This window comes from Haladaptatus marinus, assembly GCF_051194195.1.
Map to the genome: position 1 here is coordinate 444,465 of NZ_JBLZNK010000002.1, position 19,739 is coordinate 464,203.

A 19,739-nucleotide genomic window follows, 5' to 3' on the forward strand; every position below is an offset into this window, starting at 1 on the left:
AACTTTTATGCTTGTGCCGCATTAGCACAAACCATGGCGTTAAAGAATAGTGTCCCGAAATCGCTCCGCGGTCCGGTTGGACTACTTTCGATAGTTGTCGCACTGCTCAGTGTCGTCATTGGATATATCTATCTGCTGTTCGGCCTATCGCTGTATTTCGAACTGATTCCACAGATGAAAAGCACGATGACGACCACCGAATCGCTTATCGTCATCGCTGGAGGAGTCGTTTTCGTCCTTACCGGCTACGCCGGTTGGCGTGGTTTCAACTACTTCGCGTACTAATTTATGGACATTCGAAACCATCCAGACGCACCGGATTTTGACGACCTACAGGACATCGTTGTCGAACCGATTTCCTAAACTGAAATCGAGACACGCAGGGCTGACGGGGAGGTTTTAGTTGAAGATAACGTCCGTGAGCGAGACGACCTAAACGTGGTTGCCTACCTTAGCGGCGATCCGGACGCTCTACAAACCGACAACATCGGTGTTCCGTACTACCGTCTTACGCAGTTGTTCGGGACACCGCAATTTCCCGAACTACAAGCCGGGGAGGATATCCGTTGGCGAACCGATGAAACGTTCAAATATCTTTTTCGGGTGACGTATAAGGGCACTCACGATGAACTGCCAAACGAGTGGCTTATGACGATTCACGATTCCCACGTTCGGTTTGCTGCCAGTGTCGCGGAGTGGCGCGACGAAGCGATGGGGTTCACCGCCGATTCGAAACTCGCGCTCACGACGTACACCCTTGCCCTCCAGATCGTTCTCGAACCGGTCGAGTGCGTATTTGAAGATATGCTCTTCTAAGATATCATGGACGACCTTGGAAACCGGGTCTTCTACTGGTTAACTGATGAGACGAACGTGACGATACTGCTGTTCGGCCTCACCGTACTGCTCAGTGGTTCGAGCCTCGTGTTGTATTTCCTCTCCAGTCAACGCTCGGCTACTCGGGTGGAGTTCGGACTCCTCATCACAGCGATGGGCGTCCTGTTCTACATGACGCTCCGAAATAGAACGTTCTAACGTGTCAATACGTGCATGAGGGTGAACGCGACCGTAATCGACCCGACGAGGAGACCTGCAAAGACGGGAATTATCATCCCATAGCTGTACATGTCGTACCAGTATCCTGCGTACGTGATCAGGATGAACGACGGTACCGAGAGCAGGAAAAAGAGTGATGAGAGGTAACTCGCCAGCGTGGGGTCATCACCGTGGTTTGCGAAGGTGCCACGTTCTCGGATGGAGCGTTCGCGCGTGGGAACGTCTTTCGACACGGTGCAGTCTACTGACGCTCGAAACAAAACCCTTACGTTGACACGTATGCGTCAACCGTCAGCGCAGTGAGGTACGCACCGAGGAACGTCCCCGCGTAGACGATAATTGCAGCAGTGACCGCCGTTCCGGTCACTTTCGGAAGCAGGAGGTCACGCGCGCCAGCCGTGTAGGGAAGAATCCACAGCGGGGCGACCCAGACGCCGACCAACGTGATTCCACCGGTGAAGAATCCGAGGATACCGACGCGAATGCTCTCGTGCAAATCGTTTGCGAGCAGGTGTGCATAGATTCCCGCAAGTGCGGTGAGACCCAACACCAGTTGTGGGTCTACCGACATGGTCATCAGCTCGGATTTGGTATATACGAATGCTCCGAGTCCCCCGATTACGCCCGTGACGAGACTCTTCGCGAGCATTGCAAGCCAGTATCGTCGTCGCAGGTTTCCTTGAACAGTATCGGTCGTCCATTCGTTCGTGTTCGTTTCCGTCATTGTTGGCTCCCTTCTATCTCGACCGGAATTCTAACTTCTTGGTCACCGATTTCACCCTTGAGCCGCCCGGAGACCGTGATTGACCCCGATTGGACTGCTTGTTTCGTCTGTGACACCCGCTTGGAGTCCAAGTCCATCTCGATGTTGACTTCGACTGTCTCGCCGGCTGGAACGGTAGCGCCGTCGAGCGAAGTCGTGGTTCCATCCGATAACTGAACCTCGCCATCGTACGCGTGGATTTGACCGCTCGAGAAGGCGATTTTTCGTCCCGTCGGATTGTGAATTTGTAGCGCGATGGCTAGATGCTCGCCATCGTCAGCCACAGTGTACTCCGTGGCCGTTACGTCAACGCTTCCGGAGTTCATTATTGCGACATGCCCCTGCATGGTTGGAATGAACACCCACGCGGTAACGAGGGCCGTAAGGAGGACTGCACCGACAAGGAGGGGACGTTCGGGCAACAGCGCAGAGCGTGTACTCGTATTTGACATTAATATATAACTGTGGGTATGTGTATCAGTACCGTAAGAGTTTCCCTCAGTATCGATGAAATCAAACCGTCGACAATCGACGGTCGGGGAGAATCAGTCGGACGCGTCGGGTGCGACCGTTTCCCTGTTCGAGGCAGACGATTCGAAAAGGTGGCAGGCGGCCTGCTGCTCCCCGGTCTGTCGAAGTTCGGGATGACTCTGCTCACAAACCGTGTGGAACTCACGGTCGAGCTGTTCTTTTACCTCGTCGATGTTCCCCTCGATGAGGTCGCGTGCGGCAGACCGAAGCGCGTTTTCGGCCTGTCGAGGCATATCGAGTGCGCTCACATCGACCTGTCCTTTCGTCTCAGCGTCGAGCCGGTGCTCCTCCGGTAATTCCAACGCGAGGCCAGATTCGAGCAGTCGGTCGACCATCACTCGCTGCTCTGTCTCGTTGGCGTCTTCGACATCGATATCGCCGATCAGTACGCGGCGCTTGAACTGGAAGGCTCGTCTGAACGCTTCCTGGCTTCCCGTCCAGTCGTCCGGGGGAATGATTTTCGCACACCGCGGGTGGAAGCGACATCCCGTCGGCGGATTCCGTGGATCCGGAACCTCACCGGTGACGTTCGCTCGGTGTCGTTCCGCGCCGGGATCGATTTCCGGCACCGCGTCGAACAATGCCTCCGTGTAGGGATGTTTCGAGTTCGTCACCACGTCGGTCGTCGGACCTTGTTCGATGATATCCCCGAGGTACATAATCGCCGTTCGGTCGCACATGTAGCGAATGAGGGACAGGTCGTGGCTGATGAACAGGTACGTCAGTCCATACTCGTCCTGGAGTTCCTTCATCAGGTTCAGCACGCCTGCTCGAATCGACACGTCGAGCATCGAGACGGGTTCGTCACAGACGACGAAATCCGGGTTGACAACCAGCGCACGCGCGATAGCGACACGCTGTCGTTCCCCACCGGAGAGTTCCTTCGGGAACTCGTTCAGGTATGCTTCCGCGGGTGAGAGTCCAACGTCATTGAGTACCTGGATAACTCGCTCCCTCCGGTCTTGGTATCCCTCGCCGATATCGTTTATTTTCAGCGGCTCCTCGACGGACTGGAACACGGTCATCCGCGGGTTCAAACTCTCGAACGGATCTTGGAAGATCATCTGGACACGCTGGCGGAACACCCGCTCGTCCTCGCGCGAGAGTTCGGTTACGTCTCTGCCGTCGAACGATATCGTTCCCTCAGTCGGGTCATACAGCTTTACCAGCAGTTTTCCGAGCGTGGTCTTTCCACAGCCGGATTCACCGGCGATGCCCATGATGTCGCCCCGGTTGATGGTGAGGTTGACGTTCTGAACTGCACGAACTGGTTGTGCTTCCTTCCCGAGCAGTCGGTCGACGACACCTTGCGACATGTCGAACAACTTCGAGACGTTCTCGATTTCTACTAGTGGGTCTGCGTTGTGTTCTGATGCCATTTTTCCTCCGTGCGCGCTTCAGTGCGCATTGTTTCGAGTTCGTCAATACGATAGCAAGCCGACCGATGAACATCGGGCGAAGCTGCTTCCACTCGTTTTCCTGCCGCTGCCTGTTCGACATCGTATCCCGGTGGATGTGCCGAATGACACTCGTCCACGACGAACGGACACCGAGGGGCGAACCGGCAACCGTCGCTCGGGTCGAGCAGAGTCGGTGGTGACCCGGGTATCGAGATGAGGTCTTGCTGTTCGTCCTCGACTGTCGGGAACGAGTTTTTCAATCCAAGCGTGTACGGGTTTGCGGCCTGGTCGAGTACCTCGCCCATCGGACCGCTCTCCATCATTTTTCCGCCATACATGACTGCGAGTTGATCACAGATTTCAGCCATGACACTAACGTCGTGACTCACGACGAGAATTGCCACGTTGAACTCCTCCTGGAGCGCTTCGAGCTCTTCTAAGATGCGGTCTTGGATGATAACGTCGAGCGCCGTCGTCGGCTCGTCCGCGATGAGTAAGTCCGGATTACACGCCATCGCCATGGCGATGACGGCACGCTGTTTCATCCCACCACTGAACTGGTGTGCGTAGTCGTCCGCGCGATTCGGTTCGATACCGACGCGCTCGATGAGGTCGCGAGCACGTTCGTCCGCTTCAGCTTTGGTCGTCTCCGGCTCGTGACGGAGGATCGCTTCGGTGATTTGGTCGCCGACTTTGTACACCGGATTGAGCGCGTTCATCGCACTCTGCGGAACGAGCGCGATATCCCGCCAGCGAATATCTCGAATCTGTTGGTTGTCCAGTTTGGCGAGGTCGGTCTTTCCGTCCGCACGAACCGGGTATCGGTCGTCGTCGATTATCTCCCGGCGTGCATTTCCATTCTCGTCCTCCCACTCGGGAAGGGTTCCGTCGAACCAGATTTCGCCACTCTCGACGTACCCGTTCGAATCGAGCAGGTGAATGAGCGATTTGGCCAACGTGGTTTTTCCACACCCCGATTCACCGACGAGACCGTACGTTTCGCCGTGGTCAACATCGAACGTGACGCCATCGACAGCGTGTACCTGCTTGTCCCCGGCGTCATACCGAACACAAAGATCGTTTACTTCTAACAATGACATGTATTACTCCTGTGGGTTAGCAACGTCCTCCACCGAGAATCCGATGAAGTAGAACGCCGCGGCAATGGACGTAATCGCCAGTCCTGGCGGAAGGAGCCACCACCACGCGTCGAAGACGTAGTTTTTCGCTTTGATGGTCTCGATCATGATTCCCCACGAAATGTTCGTGAACTCCGCGAGACCCAGGTATGCGAGCGATGCTTGAACGAGAATCGCGGACGCGGCGTCCTGGGCAAGGAACACGAACGCGAGCGGCAACACGTTCGGCAAGATGTGACGGAACACGATTCGAGTATCGCTCGCTCCGGCGACTCGTGCCGACTCGACGTACGCTCGTTCCTTGAGCGAAAGCGTCTCCCCGCGGATGAGGATGCAGTTGTTGAGCCACGACGTTATCGCGATGCCGAGGATGATGTTCGTTTGGTTGATACCGCGAATCGCGACGAGCACGATGAGGAACGGGAGGAACGGCATCCCGTACATGATGTCGACGATGCGCTGGATGGTCTCGTCGATCCAGGTGTCGCCGTAGAACCCGCTGATGAGTCCGAGCGGGACGCCGACGAGGCTGGAGAGAATACCAGCCGCAAAGCCGATGTATAGCGCGTCCTTCGCCGAGTAGACGAGTTGCGTAAAGATACCGTACCCGAGGTGATTGGTTCCCAGCGGCGCGAAGAACGGGTCACCGAACGCGGGTGGGTGCGGTAGCTGTTGTTTCTGTTGTAACGTCATGTACGCGTACTGGTCATTGCCGACGAATGCACGCCACTCCAGGTTGTGCGGGGCGAACACCGACGGAAAGAGCGCCCAGAGGATGTACATGAGTAGGATAAGAAGACCGAGAACACCCATCTTGTGCTGCGTGTATCGGGTCCATCCTCGGCGGAAGCGTTCGATGCGTGGTTCCCATCGTTCCTTGAGCGAACTCGTCGCGGAAGCGTTTTCAGATTGTGTTGACATTTATGATTTCCCCCCGAACTTGATCCGTGGGTCGAGATACGTGTACGCGATGTCCGTGAACAGTCGCATCGAGATGATGAGGACTGCAAGCATGAAGAACGCCGCTTGCGTAACGGGATAATCGCGGCCAAGCACTGCACCCACCAACAGCTTCCCGATTCCCGGCCAACTGAACACGCTTTCGATGAGGATGCTCCCGTCCACGAGGAACGCCAGCCCAACGATAGCCTGCGTCGCGACTGGAATCAGCGCGTTACGGGCCGCGTGTTTCATCATTACGGTACGCTCACTGAGGCCCTTGGCCCGAGCGAGGAAGACGTAATCCTCCCCGGTGACGTTGTTCATGGACGGGCGCATGACGAGCATGGCACCGACCCATCCGACGAACGCGATGCTAAACAGCGGTAACGCGATGTGATGGAGGATATTGGTCATCGCCAACCACGGGGTCCAGTCTCCAATCCCGAACTGGTCGACCATGAACGCACTTTTCAACAGCCCCAGCTCGAAGTCGAACACCCAGATGAACAGCCATGCGATCCAGAACGAGGGCATGGAGTACATCGTCAGGCCGCTAATGTACGTTAGTTTGTCCCTTCGGGTACCGCGCCACCAACCCATGTACATCCCGACGAGCGGGCCGACGGTGTACGCAACCAGGAACCCTGCCCCGAACAAGATGATGGTACGCGGGAACCGTCGGATAATCAGATCCCAGACCGGCACCTTATGGGTCGGCGAGCGACCGAAGTCGCCCGTCTGGTAGTTTATCATGAAATTCAGATACTGTTCCCACAGTGGTTCGTTGAGTCCCCACGTCTCCTGAAGCCGCGCTATCTGTGCCGGCTTCATCTCCGGTGTGATCATGCTCGATATGAACGACCCCGGCATGCTCCGAATGAGGACGAACAGGATCGTCATTATCACGAGCAGAGTCAGATAGGAGACGATGAGTCGCTTCGCGAGATAGCGGGTGCTAATCCTACTCATTGTTGTTTATCCTTGATTTTGGTATACTGTTTACCATATCGCTTACTCTTGTGTATCCATGCCATGCATGGCATACATTCATTATCAATGTGGTGATTCTCGTTTCAATTGAGCACTAAATATAACCGCCAGTTCCCCCTCCTGATCGCTGAAAAAACCAGCATCGAGGGTCTCAGACCCTGACGTTACTTCTGTAGGTTCTCTTTGAGGTAGATGTTCCCGTACTCGGCGTCCCAATTCGCGTAAGCTGGGTCGACGATGTTTTCGACCATCCCGTCGAACTTGGCCGTGTTCATCGGCCAGCGGAACTTCGAGTAGTCACGAAGCATGTACGGCATGTCGAGGTAGATCTTCTCCATGGCCTTCGAGAACTTCTTCGCGCGCTTTTTCGGATCCGTTTCGCTGTACGCGTCCGTGAGCAGTTTGTCGGAGCTGCCACCCGAGACACCGTAGCCGGTGGAGTTGTAGGCGAACTTCTCGGTATCCTCGCCCGCGTTCTCGGAGTGGAAGAACGAGTGGAGCGACGTCCCGTACGCGCTGGTTCCGCCCCAGCCCATCGGGTAGATGTCGAACTCTTCGGTCTCGTACACTTTACCGGTCATGGTGTTGAACGCGATCGGTTCGGTACGAACCGGGATACCGACCTGTCGGAGGTTCTTCGCCCACTGCTCGATGGCTTTCGCCTCGTCGGGCTGCTCGCTCGGTGGGTCGATGAAGATGGTGATCTCGTTGCCGTCCATCATATCGGGGACGGTCTGGCCGTCGATACGAATCTCCTTGTCGGTACCCGCTTCCTTGAGCGACTGCGTTTTGACGTTTTCGAACGTGTAGTCGTACTTCGCTTCCGACTGGCTGGCTTTGACTTTGGAGAACGTACCGGGGAACTCCTGGCCAGCATAGGTGCCTTTGCCGCTGACGACCTGTCCGTCGGTCAGGAACTTCCGAACTGCCTTCACGTCAGGTTTCTTCTTACCGTCCACACCACGGAAGTTGAACGCTTCCGTTTCCGGAGCGGTCAGCAGTTCTCCGCCGTGGACGGTCTCGGGGCGGACACCTTTGTAACCGGGGGACTGTGCGTAGTCGCCCTTGATGACGAAGTCACCTTTGAGACTCTTGACCCAGTACTGGTCGTCGTACATGAACGCCATCGCCTGACGGAACGTCACGTCGTCGAGGGGTTGTCGGCGACAGTTGAAGCCGTAGTAGGAGAATCCGCTGTCGAAGCCTTTGATGAGGCCGAGGCCGTTCTGCTTTTTCGCCTTCGGAATCTTGGAAACGTCGAGGCTTCCGTAGTGGGTGTCCACTTCACCCTGCATGAATGCCTGGGTCATCGGGCCCTGTCCACCGTAGACTTTGAAGTTCACGCCGTCGAGGAACGGACCGCCGTGGATGAGCGACTTGTGATCTTTCTTCCACTGAAGCTGATTGAGCGCGTAGGTGTTGTCGATGTAGTCGCGTCGGAACTTGATCTGCATCGAGGTGTCCGGGTTGTATTTGACCAATTTGCCCGGCCCGGTACCGACGGGGCCTTCCTCGTTCGCCTTCGTCGGGTCGTAGTTCTTGTAATCGACGCTTTCCCACTTGTGTTTCGGAATGATCGGTGCGCCGGCGAGAACCGTCGAGTCCCACGTCCCGACCTGTCGGGACAGTTTGATGTGGAAGTCCCAGTCGTTGCTCGCTTCCTCGATTTTCTCGAAATCGTTCCAAACCGAGAACTCGCCCGGCTCGTTGTCCAGCATGAACTGGTAGGAGAACAGGATGTCCTCCATCTTGAACTTCTCACCGTCGTTCCACTCGAGTCCCTTTTTACGGGCGTTGAAATAAACGGATGGTTTCTCCTTGTCCGCGTTTTTCAGTTCCCAGTCAGTGAAAACGCTAGGTTTGACCTCGAACGTGACGGGGTCTTGCGCAGTACCGTAGTCGTACACCGGCAGGAGCGCAGCAGCCGAATACACACTGCCGGACAGCATGATGTTCGGGCTGTCCGGAGCCTCCGGAAGACCGTAGCGGAGCGTCCCGCCTGGCTTGATGTTTTCCGGGCTAACATCGACCGTGTTCGGCGGTTGCGTTGTACCGTCGCCGCCACTCGTACCGGTATTGTTGGAGTCGTCATCGTTGTTTTCACCGGAACAGCCAGCTAGGGAGAGAGCAACAGCGCCAGCCCCACTCGCCTTCAAGAAGTTCCTTCGGGTGTCATCTGTACCACTTCGGTTGCGTCGCCGTGGCATACCAAAGACTTGTAGAAGATGTATTTAAAACTACTGGTTAGCAGAAGCTTTTAGTTTTCCAAGCTTCATAGAAGGTGAGAGCGTGTCTAAACTAGTCTAAGAATTTTATAATGGGAAAAGTGTTCGACATTGATTCATAATTATTGTTTACTATCAGTTTCGCGGGCGAGCATTCCATAATAAACCGCCGCCGCAATCGCCGTCGAACCAAGCAATAGGTGAGTCTCCGATGAGACTGCGCCGGCGTTTTCCCGTGTCCAGACGATACTCAGCCCCGACCAGAGCGTGGCAATAGAGAATCCGGCCGTCAACAACCAGAGACCCAATGGTTTTCGTCCGGAGCGCAGAGCGACGAGGGCGACGATCATCGTAATCCCCGCCAGTATTGCCAGCACGCCGCGCGTTCCTACCATCTCATTCTACTGTGAACGTGAGCGGTATAAATTGAGCGCTTTATGCTGACAGTTCACTCATCCTGCTCACGTACTATCGTTCGATATCGAGTGCTTCGAGGAGCGTCTTCGCCGCTGCATGTGACGATTCTGGACCGCGCGCTGTAAGCAGGTCGCCGTCCGTCCGGACGCTCGTATCGGCATCCAGCTGCGCGTCCCAGTCTCCGCCTGCCGCTTTCACTTCGTCTTCGACCCAGTACGGAAGCTTTCGTCCATCCGGCATGCAGTCGTGTTCGTCCACGATTCCCTCCTCCCACTCGTTCGGGAATCCGGTCACGTCGCGCCCCGTAACGAGGAAGTCCCCGTCGCTATCGCGCGTAAATGCCAACAGGCCAACCGCGTGACAGACGACGAGTGCTTTCTTCTCCCCGCTCTCTACCGCATTGCGGAGCAATCGACGTGCGTCCTCGTCCTGATTAACGTCCCATTCCGTTCCGTGACCACCGGGGAACACGACGGCGTCGTATTCGTCCGCATCGGTCGTTGCGAGCGGTTTGGGATTTTGGAGTCGTGGTTCGTTTTCGTGTGCATCGCGAACCCGTTCCGCGGTTTCCTCGCCGACGTTTTCGGGGTCGGTCGAGCGTTCATCGACGACCGGTTTCGAACCGCTCGGCGTTGCGACGGTTATTTCCACTCCCGCATCGGAGAGCGTCTGGAGCGGGTCGATGCACTCTTCGGCCCAGTATCCTTCTTCACTAACGACGAACAGAGCGGATGCCATGTACTGATGTAGCGCGTCCCAATCAATAAACAAGGGGGCCGCGGAAGAACGCGCCTGTTTCGCTCCCGGTGAATTGCCGAAGAGAACCCTCTTCGAGATATTAGTTCGCTCAAAAGTAGCGGGAGGTAGATTTGAACTACCGGTCTGCGGGTTATGAGCCCGCCGGAATCTCCTGGCTATCCCATCCCGCTGTATTCACGTACCGCCGTCCGATAGTTAAGGGTTGTGATTCGCTTGCCGCATGCGGTTTTGTACCGTGATTTCACGGGTCGGTTGAAAATATCGAATCAATTTCACGACCCCAAGACGTATATCTGTTCGGCGCACGCACAGAGGCAGAGATGGAGTTCGCGCTCATCGCCCTCTGGTTGACCGTCTACTATGCGCTTGGACTCGGGGGCCTTCCAGCCGCTTCCGCGCTCTTTTCGCGATTTCCCGATCGCGGGGCGACGTTTGCACTCCCGATTTCGCTGACGGTCGTAACCATCGTGACGTACTGGCTCGGCCAAGTTGCGTTCACTACCGTCACCGTCGCGGTGGCGGTCGCCGTTCTTGCAGTTCTCTCGGTGCTTCTTACGTGGAGCAGCATCAACCTCGACTTTCGTGGCTACGCCGAAGCGATGGTCGTATTTACCGTCGCGTTCGCGTTTCTCGTCTTCGTCCGCGCCATCGACCCCGCAATCGTTGCGACCGGCGGGGAGAAATTTCTCGATTTCGGCCTATTGAAGTCGCTCATGCGGGCACCTGTGCTCCCACCCGAGGACATGTGGTTCGCCGGTGAACCGGTTCGCTACTACTACGGCGGTCACCTCATCTCCGCGATTCTGACGAAACTCACGGGAACCGCACCGAAGTTCAGCTACAACCTCGCACTGGCGGGGTTCTACGGCCTACTCGTCAGTACAGCCTACGGGTTGGCCCGGGCGATTGCCGACCGACGTGGAATGCCGTCCCGACTCGCAGGCCTGTTCGCCGCGTTTTTCGTCGGATTTGCTGGAAACATGTTCACAGTCGTGCGACTGCTTGCAAACGTCTTTCCTCGCTCGCTGGTCGGCGTCATTGCAACTCCGCTGGAGATGAAACCAGAGAACGTCCCGCTCAACCCGATCGATTTCTGGTACTGGGACGCCAGCCGCGTGATGGTCGGAACGATAAGCGAATTTCCGCTTTTCGCGTACATCAACGGTGACCTTCACGCCCACATGATGGGACAGCCGTTTTTGCTGCTCGTTACCGCGCTTGGCTACGCAGTATATCGTTCTCGCGCCGAACTTCGATGGCGGAGACTGCTCGTTTTTGGTGCACTCCCACCTGCCGTCGCATTTCTGGGGACAATCAGTTTCTGGAGTTTCCCGACGGCGCTCGGCATCGTCTGGCTTGCGCTCACCTTTGCCGATGACCACCCTGCAACGCTCGTGCCGGGTGGAACGCGGCTGACGGGGAAGCGGTCCGCGTTCGGTGACGAACTCGTCCGAACGGCCTCCGCCATGGCCATTACCGTCGTCATCGGTGTACTCGCCCTCGTCTGGGCAGGACCGTTCGTAGTGAACGTCCTGTTCGGTTCGGCAGGCACTCGAAGCATCGGCTTCTTCCCGGACCGAACCAGCTTCGTGGAACTGCTCATCGTCCACGGCGCGTTTCTCCTTCCCTTCGCGCTGTACCTCGGAACCCACGTCCAGTGGCACAGGCGGGACGTCACGCACGTCGGCGTCCTCGGTGGTCTCCTTCTCGTGCTGGGGTGGCAAGGCGGGTTCGCGGCGGTGGTGTTGATCGGACCGCTCCTCGCCGCGGGGTGGCTTCTCCTTCGACTCGACGCCGACCTCGGTTTCGAGACGGTACTGTTGGTCGCAGGGGCGGGCCTCGTCTTGCTCGTCGAATTCGTCTACGTCCAGGACAACGCCATTTCCGGGCGATTCAACACCGTATTCAAAGTGTACATGCAGGTGTGGACGTTCTGGGCCGTCGCTGTCGGCGTCGTGCTGATGCGACTACTGACGGACTCCATCCCCGGCTACAGCTCGAACGCGTCGTCCGAAACGGCCGCTGCGTCCGGAACATCCGAAAATTCGTCGGGAGTTCCGATTTCACGTCGTGTCGGGATGGTCGTCCTCGCTGTTTTCCTCTTGCTTTCGTCGTCCGTTTACGGCGCATTCGCCCTCAGCGAACACGTCACGACGGACAAAGCGATTCATCGCACTGACGACCCGACGCTCGACGGAATGGCGTTCATCTGGACGGTACACGAAGGTGAGGCCGGTGCGATCGAGTGGCTGGATGCGAAGGAGGGACGACCACACATCGTCTCTGCACCGGGGAAACCCTACCAGTGGGGCAGTCCAGCCTCATCGCTTACAGGGATTCCAACCGTCCTCGGCTGGTATCAAGAACGAATTTATCGTGGCGAATCCGCGTACTACGAGCGACAACGGGATGTCGAACTGATGCTCAGTCCGAACACCGGGTGGAGCACGCGCGCCAACAAACTGGACAAATACGACGTTCAGTACATCTACTACGGCCCGCGAGAACGCCAGTGGTACGGTCGAACGCCGTTCGAAACCTACCCGGGAATCGAGCAAGCCCACCGTTCCGGGTCGGTTTCCATCTACCGCGTGAATCAGACGGTTATCGAGGCGCAAGCCGGCGGTTCGAGCTAATCCAGCGACAGCCCCGGATGCCAGCGTTCGACACCGGCCGCCGCCTTTTGGTCGTCCATCTGCGCGAGCAGTTTCACCGCGAGACTGGCCGTTTCCGCGGCGTGTGATTCTCCCTCGGTTCGGAACTCGCCCGTTTCGCGGTTGGCGTACACCGAACAGACCGCCCCTGAGCGCAGGCCGTAGATGTTCGCAATCGTCATAATCGCGCTCGCTTCCATCTCGATGTTTTTGACGTTCGCATTTTTCAGATGCTCGACCAGCTCGTCGCCACCCTCCGCGCTGAAGCCTTCGAATCCGGGGCGGCCCTGCCCCGCGTAAAAGCTGTCAGCACTCATCGTGATTCCCGTATGATAGTCGTAGCCGAGTCGTTCGGCGGCGGCGACGAGGGCGGCGACGACCTCGTAATCCGCAACTGCTGGGTAGTCTTCGCGGACGTACTCGTCGCTCGTGCCTTCCTGTCGAACCCCGCCAGTCGTGATGACGAGGTCGCCGACGTTCATCTCCTCCTGAATCGCGCCACACGACCCGACGCGGATGAACGTGTCCGCACCGATTCGCGCGAGTTCCTCGACCGCGATTGCGGCGGACGGACCGCCGATTCCGGTCGAAGTCACGCTGATAGATGCGTCGTCGTACGTGCCGGTCGCGGTTCGGTACTCGCGGTGGTAGGCGACTTCTGTCGCCGAATCCCAGAACTGCGTTATCTTATCCACACGTTCGGGATTTCCGGGAAGCAGTACCGCATCCGCAACGTCACCCTCGCCGACTTCGATGTGGTACTGTACGTCCGCGTTCGGGTCTTCGCTGTCATCCATGTCATGTGAGTTCGTCGCCGGAAAAATAGATGCTTCGTCGTGGCCGCGTCGTTTGTCGTGGCGTTGTCAACCCTACTCCAGCATTTCCTCGGTAATCGTGTTCGGAAGCAGTTCGCCGAGTGTGTACGCCGTCACACTCTCGCCCTCGTCACAGACCACTTCGAGCGAATCGTCGCAAAACTCCGCGAGCGTCTGGCGACACATGCCACAGGGCGTCACACCATCCCGCCGTGCGGAACTCACGGCCAGACGGTCGAACTCCCGGTAGCCCTGTTTTATCGCCTCGGCGATGGCGACTTCTTCGGCGTGGAGCGAGTTGCTGTAGTTCGCGTTCTCGATGTTACAGCCGACAAAAACGGTGTCGTCGGCGGTTCGAAGTGCCGCACCGACCGGATATTCCGAATAGGGGACATGTGCTTGCTCCTGTACTTCGCGCGCTTGCTCGACGAGTTCGTCCATACAGAATTGGTTCGTGACGGCTGTTAAAATAGCATCCGAAGGTGAATCGAATGATACGCCGTGTTTCCGGACGAGCAACCGGATTCTTCGGCGCGCGAAGTCGTGGCGTTCGCACCGCGACCGTGCGAGGGACGCAGTGAGCGTCGTTCCCGGGAGCGAGCGGGAACTCGGACGAGGTTCGTTCTTCCGGAGCGAACGAGGAGGCTGGGAAGGTCGAGGTGCGGTTGCGGTGTTTGAAGTCGTGATTTGCTAAATGCCAATCGGTACTCCTCTCGTCACGGTAACTTCTCCGTATGTATCCATTCGAACAGAGAAATTTCATCTGCAAACTTCCCTCTTCTACGAATCTTTTTAAACCAAAACGAATCCAAAATCGTCGTGTCTCGCGGAAGAACGGAACCGAATCGAAAACCAATCTTGCCGACAGACCGTCTGCCGCCCTACTCCTCGCCGGATTCGTAATGTTCGCCTGCCGCGTTCGGAGTGCGGGTGCGGCCGACGAACGCCAAGACGATGATAACCGTCACGTACGGAATGATTCCGATGAGTTCGTTCGGGAGTTGGAAGCCAGCCTGCTGAAGTCGAATCTGGAGCGCGTCGAGACCGGCGAAGAGGAACGACGCACCGAACGCACCGAGCGGGTTGTAGTTCCCGAACAGGTACGCCGTGATGCCGATCCAGCCACGGCCATCGACCATCGTCGTGCCGCTTCCGTTGAACAGACCTGCCTGTCCGAGCGACAGCCCCGCGCCACCAATACCTGCGAGGAGGCCAGAGATGAGGACGCTCGCGTAGCGAACGCGCCGCACGTCGACCCCGACCGTGTCGAGTGCCATCGGGTTCTCACCGCTGGATCGAATCCAGCGTCCGAACGCCGTCTCGTTCAACACGAACCAAGAGAGCGGTACCGCGGCGAGAAGCATGTACACCGTCGGGTTAGCGTTGAAGAATATCGGCCCGATGACCGGAATGTCCGCGAGGAGTGGAATCTGCCAGTTGTTGAGGGTGCCGACGCTTGGACTGTTGACCCGGCCCCAGATGACCTTGCTGGCGAACGGCGCGAGTCCGAGCGCGATTAGCCACACTGCGAGTCCGGCGATAATTTGGTCGGCCTTGAACTCGATACAGATGACGGCGAACAGGAGCGCGAAGAGCGTGCTCGCCATCACCGCGGCGACGAAGCCGAGCCAAAGCGTCGTCTGTGTCGTTCCGGCCGAACCGGCTAACGCGTCGGCGACTGCGACCCCAGTGAATGCGGAGATTATGAGCAGCCCTTCCAGCCCGATGTTGATCACTCCGCTCTTCTCGGCGAAGATGCCGCCGAGGGCGGCGAAAGCGATCGGAACCGTGAAACGGAGTGCAGCGCTCGCGTAACTGACATCGATAGTACCGACGAGTCGGCCCAGTGCGCTTCCTGGGAAGAGGAGTCCGAGGATGCCGAGCACGATGACCGAGCCAACGGAGAGTCCGGCGATTCGAACGCGGCTAGTCATCGTCCTCACCTCCTTCAGTCGGGGCACCGCCATCCGTGGCGACGGCACTTTCGCTGTGCTTTCCGGGGGTCACCCATCGTTTGCCGAGCATGCGGAAGAACTCCGGCATGGCGACGAACAGGATGATGAGGCCGCGGAGGACGCCCACGAGCTGTTTCGGAACGCCGAGTGCGAAGTCGATAGTGAGACTGCCGCTTTTGAGCATGCCAAAGAGCAGTGCCGCGAGCGGAACACCCAGCGGATTGTTCCCGGCTAGAATCGTCACGGTGATGCCGTCGAATCCGTACGAGGGCACGCCCGTCTGCCATCGGTTGAGAATCATCAGGACGTACACTGCACCGCCAATGCCGCCGATGGCACCCGACAGTGTCATACTTGAGACAATCGTTTTCTTCGCGCTAACACCGCCATACTCCGCGGCTTTCGGTTGAATCCCGCTCGTTCGAAGGTCGTAACCGAAGGCAGTTCGATGCAGGAGCAGGGAGATACCGACCGCGAGGGCAAGGGCACCGAAGAGAACGAGGAGTGAAAACGACGACCCGCGGGGGAAGAGTGTCGGAGAGAGTGCTGCATACTCGGGAATCGCGCGCGTCTCGACGTTTCCGCTCCCGGGTTTTTTGAAGTACTCGGAAACGAGGACGAACGCGATACCGGTCGCGATGAAGTTCAACATGATGGTCGTGATGACCTCGTTCGCATCCGCGTAGGCCTTCATCGCGCCGGGTATCGCGCCATACGTCCCGCCGATTACCGCGCCGGAGACGAGACCGACCGGAATCAGGATAATACCGCCGACGATTCCGCTCGGGACGTATGGAGCAGTCCAGAGTACGGAAAGCGCCGAACCGAGTGCACCCAAGACCAACTGGCCCTGCGTTCCGATGTTGAACATTCCAGCACGGAACGCGACTGCGACGGCCAGTCCGGTGAACAGAAGCATCGTCGTCTCTCTGAGCGTACTCGCGAGACTGAACTGGTCGATTGCCGGGTTGAACGGAATCAATGAGAACTGCTGCGGGTCGGCGAACGCACCGATAAAGAGGTATTTGTACACCTGTACCGGGTTGTAACAGAACGACCCCGGAAGGGGGATTGCGATGCCCCAACCGCCACTGCCGGGGATGGTGATGAGCATCGTTTGCGCGAGGAAGGGGTCGGAGCACGTGGCAACGAACCCCGAAAAGAGGATGACGAACCCACCGACGAGAATCGACATCGCGAGCGCCGCGAGACTGATGAAAATACGTTCCGCTGCGGACGCCTCGACGAGTCTCCCAAGCACTTGTTCGGTTTTCTCTCGCCACGAACTCATTGTATCTCACCTCGGATACTGGGCGCGGTTTCCGGTTGTTCGCCCGCCATCAGCAGGCCGAGTTCTTCTTCGGTTACACGGTCAGGGTCGACAACATCCATGATTTCGCCTTCGTACATAACTGCCAGTCGGTCGGAAAGTTGCTGAACCTCGTCCAATTTCGAGGAGACGAGGAGGATTGCCTTGCCTTCAGCGCGTAAATCGAGCAGTCGGTCGTGAATGAACTCGATGCTGCCGACGTCCACACCGCGTGTGGGATGTGCGGCGACCACGAGGGAGGGGTCGCGGGCGAACTCCCGACCGACGATGAACTTCTGCTGGTTGCCGCCGGACAGCGACTCCGCGGTTGCGTCGGCGTTCGGCGGGCGCACGTCGTACTCTTCGATGATGTCTTCCGCGTGCGTTCGTGTTCGATCCCAATCGATGCGCCCGTCGTTCGAAAAGGGCCGTGTGCGCTGACTGCCGAGGAGTCCGTTTTCCACGAGGTCGAACTCCATCACCAGCCCCTGTTCGTGGCGGTCTTCCGGGATATACGCCATTCCGGAATCGATTCGACTCCGACGACTCGTCTCGGTTACATTGCTTCCGAGGAAGTCGATTCTCCCCTCGTCCGGCGCGTTAAGTCCGGTGATGCTCTCGATGACTTCGGATTGCCCGTTGCCGTCCACACCTGCGATGCCGAACACCTCGCCTTCTCGAATCTCGAACGCGACATCGTCTACCTGCACCACATCGCGTTCGTCGGTCATTCGGAGGTCGGACACCGAGAGTACGGTCTCTCCGGGATCGCTCGCCGATTTGTCGGTTTCGAGCAGCACCTCACGCCCGACCATGAGTTCCGCGAGCTCTTCGCGGGTGGTTCCGTCGGTCGAAACCGACCCGACGTTTTTCCCATCCCTGAGGACGGTAATCCGGTCGGCGGCGTCCATCGCTTCGCCGAGTTTGTGCGTGATGAAGATGATGCTCTTTCCTTGTGCCGTGAGTTCGTCGAGAACGGAAAGCAGATCGTCGATTTCCTGCGGCGTGAGCACGGCGGTCGGTTCGTCGAGAATGAGCACGTCCGCGCCACGATACAGTGCTTTCAGGATTTCGACACGCTGTTGGACGCCAACGCTCACATCTTCGACGAGCGCGTTCGGGTCGACGTCGAATCCGTATTTTTCACTCAGTTCGCGCACCTCGCGGACGGCACGGTCTTCGTCCATCGCCAGTCCACCCCACTTTCGGGGTTCGTTTCCGAGGACGATGTTTTCAGCTATCGTGAGGGTATCGACCAGCATGAAGTGCTGGTGAATCATTCCGATACCCGCCTCGATTGCGTTCCGCGGGGAATCGAACTCACGTGGGTCGCCATCGACGACGACTTGTCCTTCGGTTGGCTGATACAACCCGTACAGGACGTTCATCAGCGTCGTCTTTCCGGCGCCGTTCTCCCCTAAAAGTGCGTGGATGGAACCCGATTCCACGGACAGGTCAACGTCATCGTTTGCGATGACTCCCGGGAATCGTTTCGTAATGCCGTCGAGATATACCGCCCGGCTCATTGAATCTGGATTTCCATTCTACCGGTTTAAACACGTGGTTTTGTGCTTACTCGTCTACCTTCGTTGGCACTTTGATGTCGCCATCGACGATAGCCGTTCGGGACTCCTCGACTTTCGATTTCACGCCGTCCGGAATCTTCGAACCGAGGTCTGCGCCGTAAACCGCCTCGATACCACCCTCTTTCAGACCGAGGGAGTTGACCGACCCACCCTTGAAGCTGTCATCGTCGACGTTCTTCGTCGATTGGAACACGGCTTCGTTGACGTGTTTGACCATGCTAGCGAGGATGACGTTGCTGAACTTCGCCGTTCCCTGTGCCTTCGACTGGTCGCTGTCGACACCGATTGCGAATCGACCCTTCTGCTGGGCCGCCTTGAACACACCAGTTCCGGAACCACCGGCAGCGTGGTAGACGATGTCCGCGCCGTTGTCGTACATCGAAACCGCGGCTTCTTTCCCCGCAACGGGGTCGTTCCACGCGCCGACGTAGGCGGTGCGGACTTCGATGTCCTCGCCCGCGTGTGCGACACCTGCTTTATATCCGGCCTCAAACTTCTTGATGAGTGGAACTTCCTTTCCGCCGACGAAGCCGACGACTTTCTCGCCGGATTTCGTCGCGCCTTTGCCCGCGCTGAAGTCCTGCTGGGTGAGCAGTCCAGCGAGGTAACCGACTTGGAACGAACCTTGGTTCTCCTTGAACACGTAGTTCGAGACGTTTTTCACCAGGTCGCCGCTTTCCTTCTCGGCGACGCTGTCCACGAGCATGAAGTTTTGGTCGGGGAACTGCTGTGCGTTCTTCAGCAGTGCGTTCGTCTGCACGAACCCGATACAGCAGATGAGGTCGTAGGCGGGGTTCTGGGACTTTGCGAACTGTCGCTGCAGGTTTTCCACGTCGCTCGGCGAACTCGGCTCCGCGTTCTGGAACTGAACGCCGAGTTCCTGTTTCGCCTTCTTGATACCCGTGTGGGCCATGTCGTTGAACGAGTTGTCGCCCAGGCCACCAGTCGCGTACACCATACCGACGCTGACATCGCTTTCGGCGTTGGAACCGCTCGTGGTTCCCTCGCCCGTCGATGTCCCATCATCGCCACCGTCTCCGCCGCTTCCGCCGTTGTCACTCGGGCTGCTGATACACCCGGCGAGACCGGCGACACCGACCGCACCGCCAGCTACCATCAATTTACGACGCTGTTTGTCAATGTTCGTCATCTATGCGTAATTCAGACAAGTTATTTGTGATAAACTCGTCGCTTCACG

General features: G+C 57.7%; 20 protein-coding genes and 1 tRNA gene. 4 read left to right on the forward strand and 17 right to left on the reverse strand.

Annotation, left to right across the window (positions count from 1 at the left end):
- Positions 1-33: 33 nt before the first annotated feature.
- The 3 genes from ACN2TU_RS04360 to ACN2TU_RS04370 all read left to right on the forward strand — a co-directional run bounded on the left by ACN2TU_RS04360 (position 34) and on the right by ACN2TU_RS04370 (position 1,035).
- Positions 34-285, forward strand: a complete 252-nt coding sequence (locus tag ACN2TU_RS04360; protein ID WP_435153273.1) for a hypothetical protein — start codon at positions 34-36, stop codon at positions 283-285.
- 153 nt (positions 286-438) lie between these two features.
- Positions 439-816 (forward strand): hypothetical protein, encoded by a 378-nt coding sequence (locus ACN2TU_RS04365; RefSeq protein WP_435153275.1) that lies wholly within the window; start codon positions 439-441, stop codon positions 814-816.
- Positions 817-822: 6 nt separating this feature from the next.
- Positions 823-1,035: a hypothetical protein gene (locus ACN2TU_RS04370; RefSeq protein ID WP_435153277.1), complete on the forward strand. Its 213-nt coding sequence runs from the start codon at positions 823-825 to the stop codon at positions 1,033-1,035.
- On the opposite strand, the gene ACN2TU_RS04375 is transcribed toward ACN2TU_RS04370, so the two are convergent.
- The 11 genes from ACN2TU_RS04375 to ACN2TU_RS04425 form a co-directional block, all read right to left on the reverse strand.
- Entirely contained in the window at positions 1,032-1,289 is a 258-nt protein-coding gene (locus ACN2TU_RS04375; RefSeq protein ID WP_435153278.1) for a hypothetical protein, read from the reverse strand. The genes ACN2TU_RS04370 and ACN2TU_RS04375 overlap by 4 nt on opposite strands.
- A 32-nt stretch (positions 1,290-1,321) precedes the next feature.
- Positions 1,322-1,780, reverse strand: coding sequence for a hypothetical protein (locus ACN2TU_RS04380; RefSeq protein WP_435153280.1), 459 nt, complete (start codon positions 1,778-1,780; stop codon positions 1,322-1,324).
- A complete protein-coding gene (locus ACN2TU_RS04385) occupies positions 1,777-2,271 on the reverse strand; it encodes a hypothetical protein (protein WP_435153281.1) in 495 nt (164 codons plus the stop codon). Before ACN2TU_RS04385 ends, ACN2TU_RS04380 begins: the two co-directional genes overlap by 4 nt.
- Positions 2,272-2,364: 93 nt before the next feature.
- Positions 2,365-3,729 (reverse strand): ABC transporter ATP-binding protein, encoded by a 1,365-nt coding sequence (locus ACN2TU_RS04390; RefSeq protein WP_435153282.1) that lies wholly within the window; start codon positions 3,727-3,729, stop codon positions 2,365-2,367.
- Complete coding sequence (locus ACN2TU_RS04395; RefSeq protein ID WP_435153284.1) at positions 3,699-4,850, reverse strand: ABC transporter ATP-binding protein; 1,152 nt, start codon at positions 4,848-4,850, stop codon at positions 3,699-3,701. Before ACN2TU_RS04395 ends, ACN2TU_RS04390 begins: the two co-directional genes overlap by 31 nt.
- Positions 4,851-4,853: 3 nt before the next feature.
- Complete coding sequence (locus ACN2TU_RS04400) at positions 4,854-5,810, reverse strand: ABC transporter permease (protein WP_435153285.1); 957 nt, start codon at positions 5,808-5,810, stop codon at positions 4,854-4,856.
- A complete protein-coding gene (locus ACN2TU_RS04405; protein ID WP_435153287.1) occupies positions 5,811-6,800 on the reverse strand; it encodes an ABC transporter permease in 990 nt (329 codons plus the stop codon).
- Between the two features lie 185 nt (positions 6,801-6,985).
- Positions 6,986-9,028 (reverse strand): ABC transporter substrate-binding protein, encoded by a 2,043-nt coding sequence (locus ACN2TU_RS04410; protein WP_435153289.1) that lies wholly within the window; start codon positions 9,026-9,028, stop codon positions 6,986-6,988.
- 140 nt (positions 9,029-9,168) lie between these two features.
- A complete protein-coding gene (locus tag ACN2TU_RS04415; protein WP_435153290.1) occupies positions 9,169-9,441 on the reverse strand; it encodes a hypothetical protein in 273 nt (90 codons plus the stop codon).
- A gap of 73 nt (positions 9,442-9,514) precedes the next feature.
- A complete protein-coding gene (locus ACN2TU_RS04420; protein WP_435153292.1) occupies positions 9,515-10,201 on the reverse strand; it encodes a type 1 glutamine amidotransferase domain-containing protein in 687 nt (228 codons plus the stop codon).
- Positions 10,202-10,317: 116 nt separating this feature from the next.
- A tRNA-Met gene (locus tag ACN2TU_RS04425) sits at positions 10,318-10,392 on the reverse strand.
- A gap of 150 nt (positions 10,393-10,542) precedes the next feature.
- Between ACN2TU_RS04425 and ACN2TU_RS04430 the strand changes: the two genes are divergently transcribed.
- Positions 10,543-12,858, forward strand: a complete 2,316-nt coding sequence (locus tag ACN2TU_RS04430) for a DUF2298 domain-containing protein (RefSeq protein WP_435153294.1) — start codon at positions 10,543-10,545, stop codon at positions 12,856-12,858.
- Here the strand turns inward: ACN2TU_RS04430 and ACN2TU_RS04435 are convergent.
- The 6 genes from ACN2TU_RS04435 to ACN2TU_RS04460 all read right to left on the reverse strand — a co-directional run bounded on the left by ACN2TU_RS04435 (position 12,855) and on the right by ACN2TU_RS04460 (position 19,691).
- Complete coding sequence (locus ACN2TU_RS04435) at positions 12,855-13,673, reverse strand: nucleoside phosphorylase (RefSeq protein WP_435153295.1); 819 nt, start codon at positions 13,671-13,673, stop codon at positions 12,855-12,857. The genes ACN2TU_RS04430 and ACN2TU_RS04435 overlap by 4 nt on opposite strands.
- A 72-nt stretch (positions 13,674-13,745) precedes the next feature.
- Positions 13,746-14,378, reverse strand: a complete 633-nt coding sequence (gene cdd / locus ACN2TU_RS04440) for a cytidine deaminase (RefSeq protein WP_435153659.1) — start codon at positions 14,376-14,378, stop codon at positions 13,746-13,748.
- Positions 14,379-14,572: 194 nt separating this feature from the next.
- Positions 14,573-15,625 carry an ABC transporter permease gene (locus ACN2TU_RS04445; RefSeq protein WP_435153297.1) on the reverse strand — a complete coding sequence of 351 codons (1,053 nt, stop codon included), beginning with the start codon at positions 15,623-15,625 and terminating at the stop codon, positions 14,573-14,575.
- The gene (locus ACN2TU_RS04450) at positions 15,618-16,937 is read right to left on the reverse strand and encodes an ABC transporter permease (RefSeq protein ID WP_435153298.1); all 1,320 of its coding nucleotides are present in this window, start codon (positions 16,935-16,937) and stop codon (positions 15,618-15,620) included. Before ACN2TU_RS04450 ends, ACN2TU_RS04445 begins: the two co-directional genes overlap by 8 nt.
- Complete coding sequence (locus ACN2TU_RS04455; protein ID WP_435153299.1) at positions 16,934-18,481, reverse strand: ABC transporter ATP-binding protein; 1,548 nt, start codon at positions 18,479-18,481, stop codon at positions 16,934-16,936. The genes ACN2TU_RS04450 and ACN2TU_RS04455 overlap by 4 nt, the downstream gene beginning before the upstream one ends.
- Positions 18,482-18,527: 46 nt before the next feature.
- A complete protein-coding gene (locus ACN2TU_RS04460) occupies positions 18,528-19,691 on the reverse strand; it encodes a BMP family lipoprotein (protein WP_435153301.1) in 1,164 nt (387 codons plus the stop codon).
- Positions 19,692-19,739: the final 48 nt, after the last annotated feature.

Bases quoted from the DNA above. Each gene is read 5' to 3' on its own strand.
- ACN2TU_RS04450 (WP_435153298.1), bottom strand. From the start codon at position 16,937: ATGAGTTCGTGGCGAGAGAAAACCGAACAAGTGCTTGGGAGACTCGTC.
- ACN2TU_RS04385 (WP_435153281.1), bottom strand. From the start codon at position 2,271: ATGTCAAATACGAGTACACGCTCTGCGCTGTTGCCCGAACGTCCCCTC.
- ACN2TU_RS04420 (WP_435153292.1), bottom strand. From the start codon at position 10,201: ATGGCATCCGCTCTGTTCGTCGTTAGTGAAGAAGGATACTGGGCCGAA.
- ACN2TU_RS04380 (WP_435153280.1), bottom strand. From the start codon at position 1,780: ATGACGGAAACGAACACGAACGAATGGACGACCGATACTGTTCAAGGA.
- ACN2TU_RS04415 (WP_435153290.1), bottom strand. From the start codon at position 9,441: ATGGTAGGAACGCGCGGCGTGCTGGCAATACTGGCGGGGATTACGATG.
- ACN2TU_RS04390 (WP_435153282.1), bottom strand. From the start codon at position 3,729: ATGGCATCAGAACACAACGCAGACCCACTAGTAGAAATCGAGAACGTC.
- ACN2TU_RS04445 (WP_435153297.1), bottom strand. From the start codon at position 15,625: ATGACTAGCCGCGTTCGAATCGCCGGACTCTCCGTTGGCTCGGTCATC.
- ACN2TU_RS04400 (WP_435153285.1), bottom strand. From the start codon at position 5,810: ATGTCAACACAATCTGAAAACGCTTCCGCGACGAGTTCGCTCAAGGAA.
- ACN2TU_RS04395 (WP_435153284.1), bottom strand. From the start codon at position 4,850: ATGTCATTGTTAGAAGTAAACGATCTTTGTGTTCGGTATGACGCCGGG.
- ACN2TU_RS04455 (WP_435153299.1), bottom strand. From the start codon at position 18,481: ATGAGCCGGGCGGTATATCTCGACGGCATTACGAAACGATTCCCGGGA.
- ACN2TU_RS04370 (WP_435153277.1), top strand. From the start codon at position 823: ATGGACGACCTTGGAAACCGGGTCTTCTACTGGTTAACTGATGAGACG.
- ACN2TU_RS04360 (WP_435153273.1), top strand. From the start codon at position 34: ATGGCGTTAAAGAATAGTGTCCCGAAATCGCTCCGCGGTCCGGTTGGA.
- ACN2TU_RS04460 (WP_435153301.1), bottom strand. From the start codon at position 19,691: ATGACGAACATTGACAAACAGCGTCGTAAATTGATGGTAGCTGGCGGT.
- ACN2TU_RS04410 (WP_435153289.1), bottom strand. From the start codon at position 9,028: ATGCCACGGCGACGCAACCGAAGTGGTACAGATGACACCCGAAGGAAC.
- ACN2TU_RS04430 (WP_435153294.1), top strand. From the start codon at position 10,543: ATGGAGTTCGCGCTCATCGCCCTCTGGTTGACCGTCTACTATGCGCTT.
- ACN2TU_RS04435 (WP_435153295.1), bottom strand. From the start codon at position 13,673: ATGGATGACAGCGAAGACCCGAACGCGGACGTACAGTACCACATCGAA.
- ACN2TU_RS04405 (WP_435153287.1), bottom strand. From the start codon at position 6,800: ATGAGTAGGATTAGCACCCGCTATCTCGCGAAGCGACTCATCGTCTCC.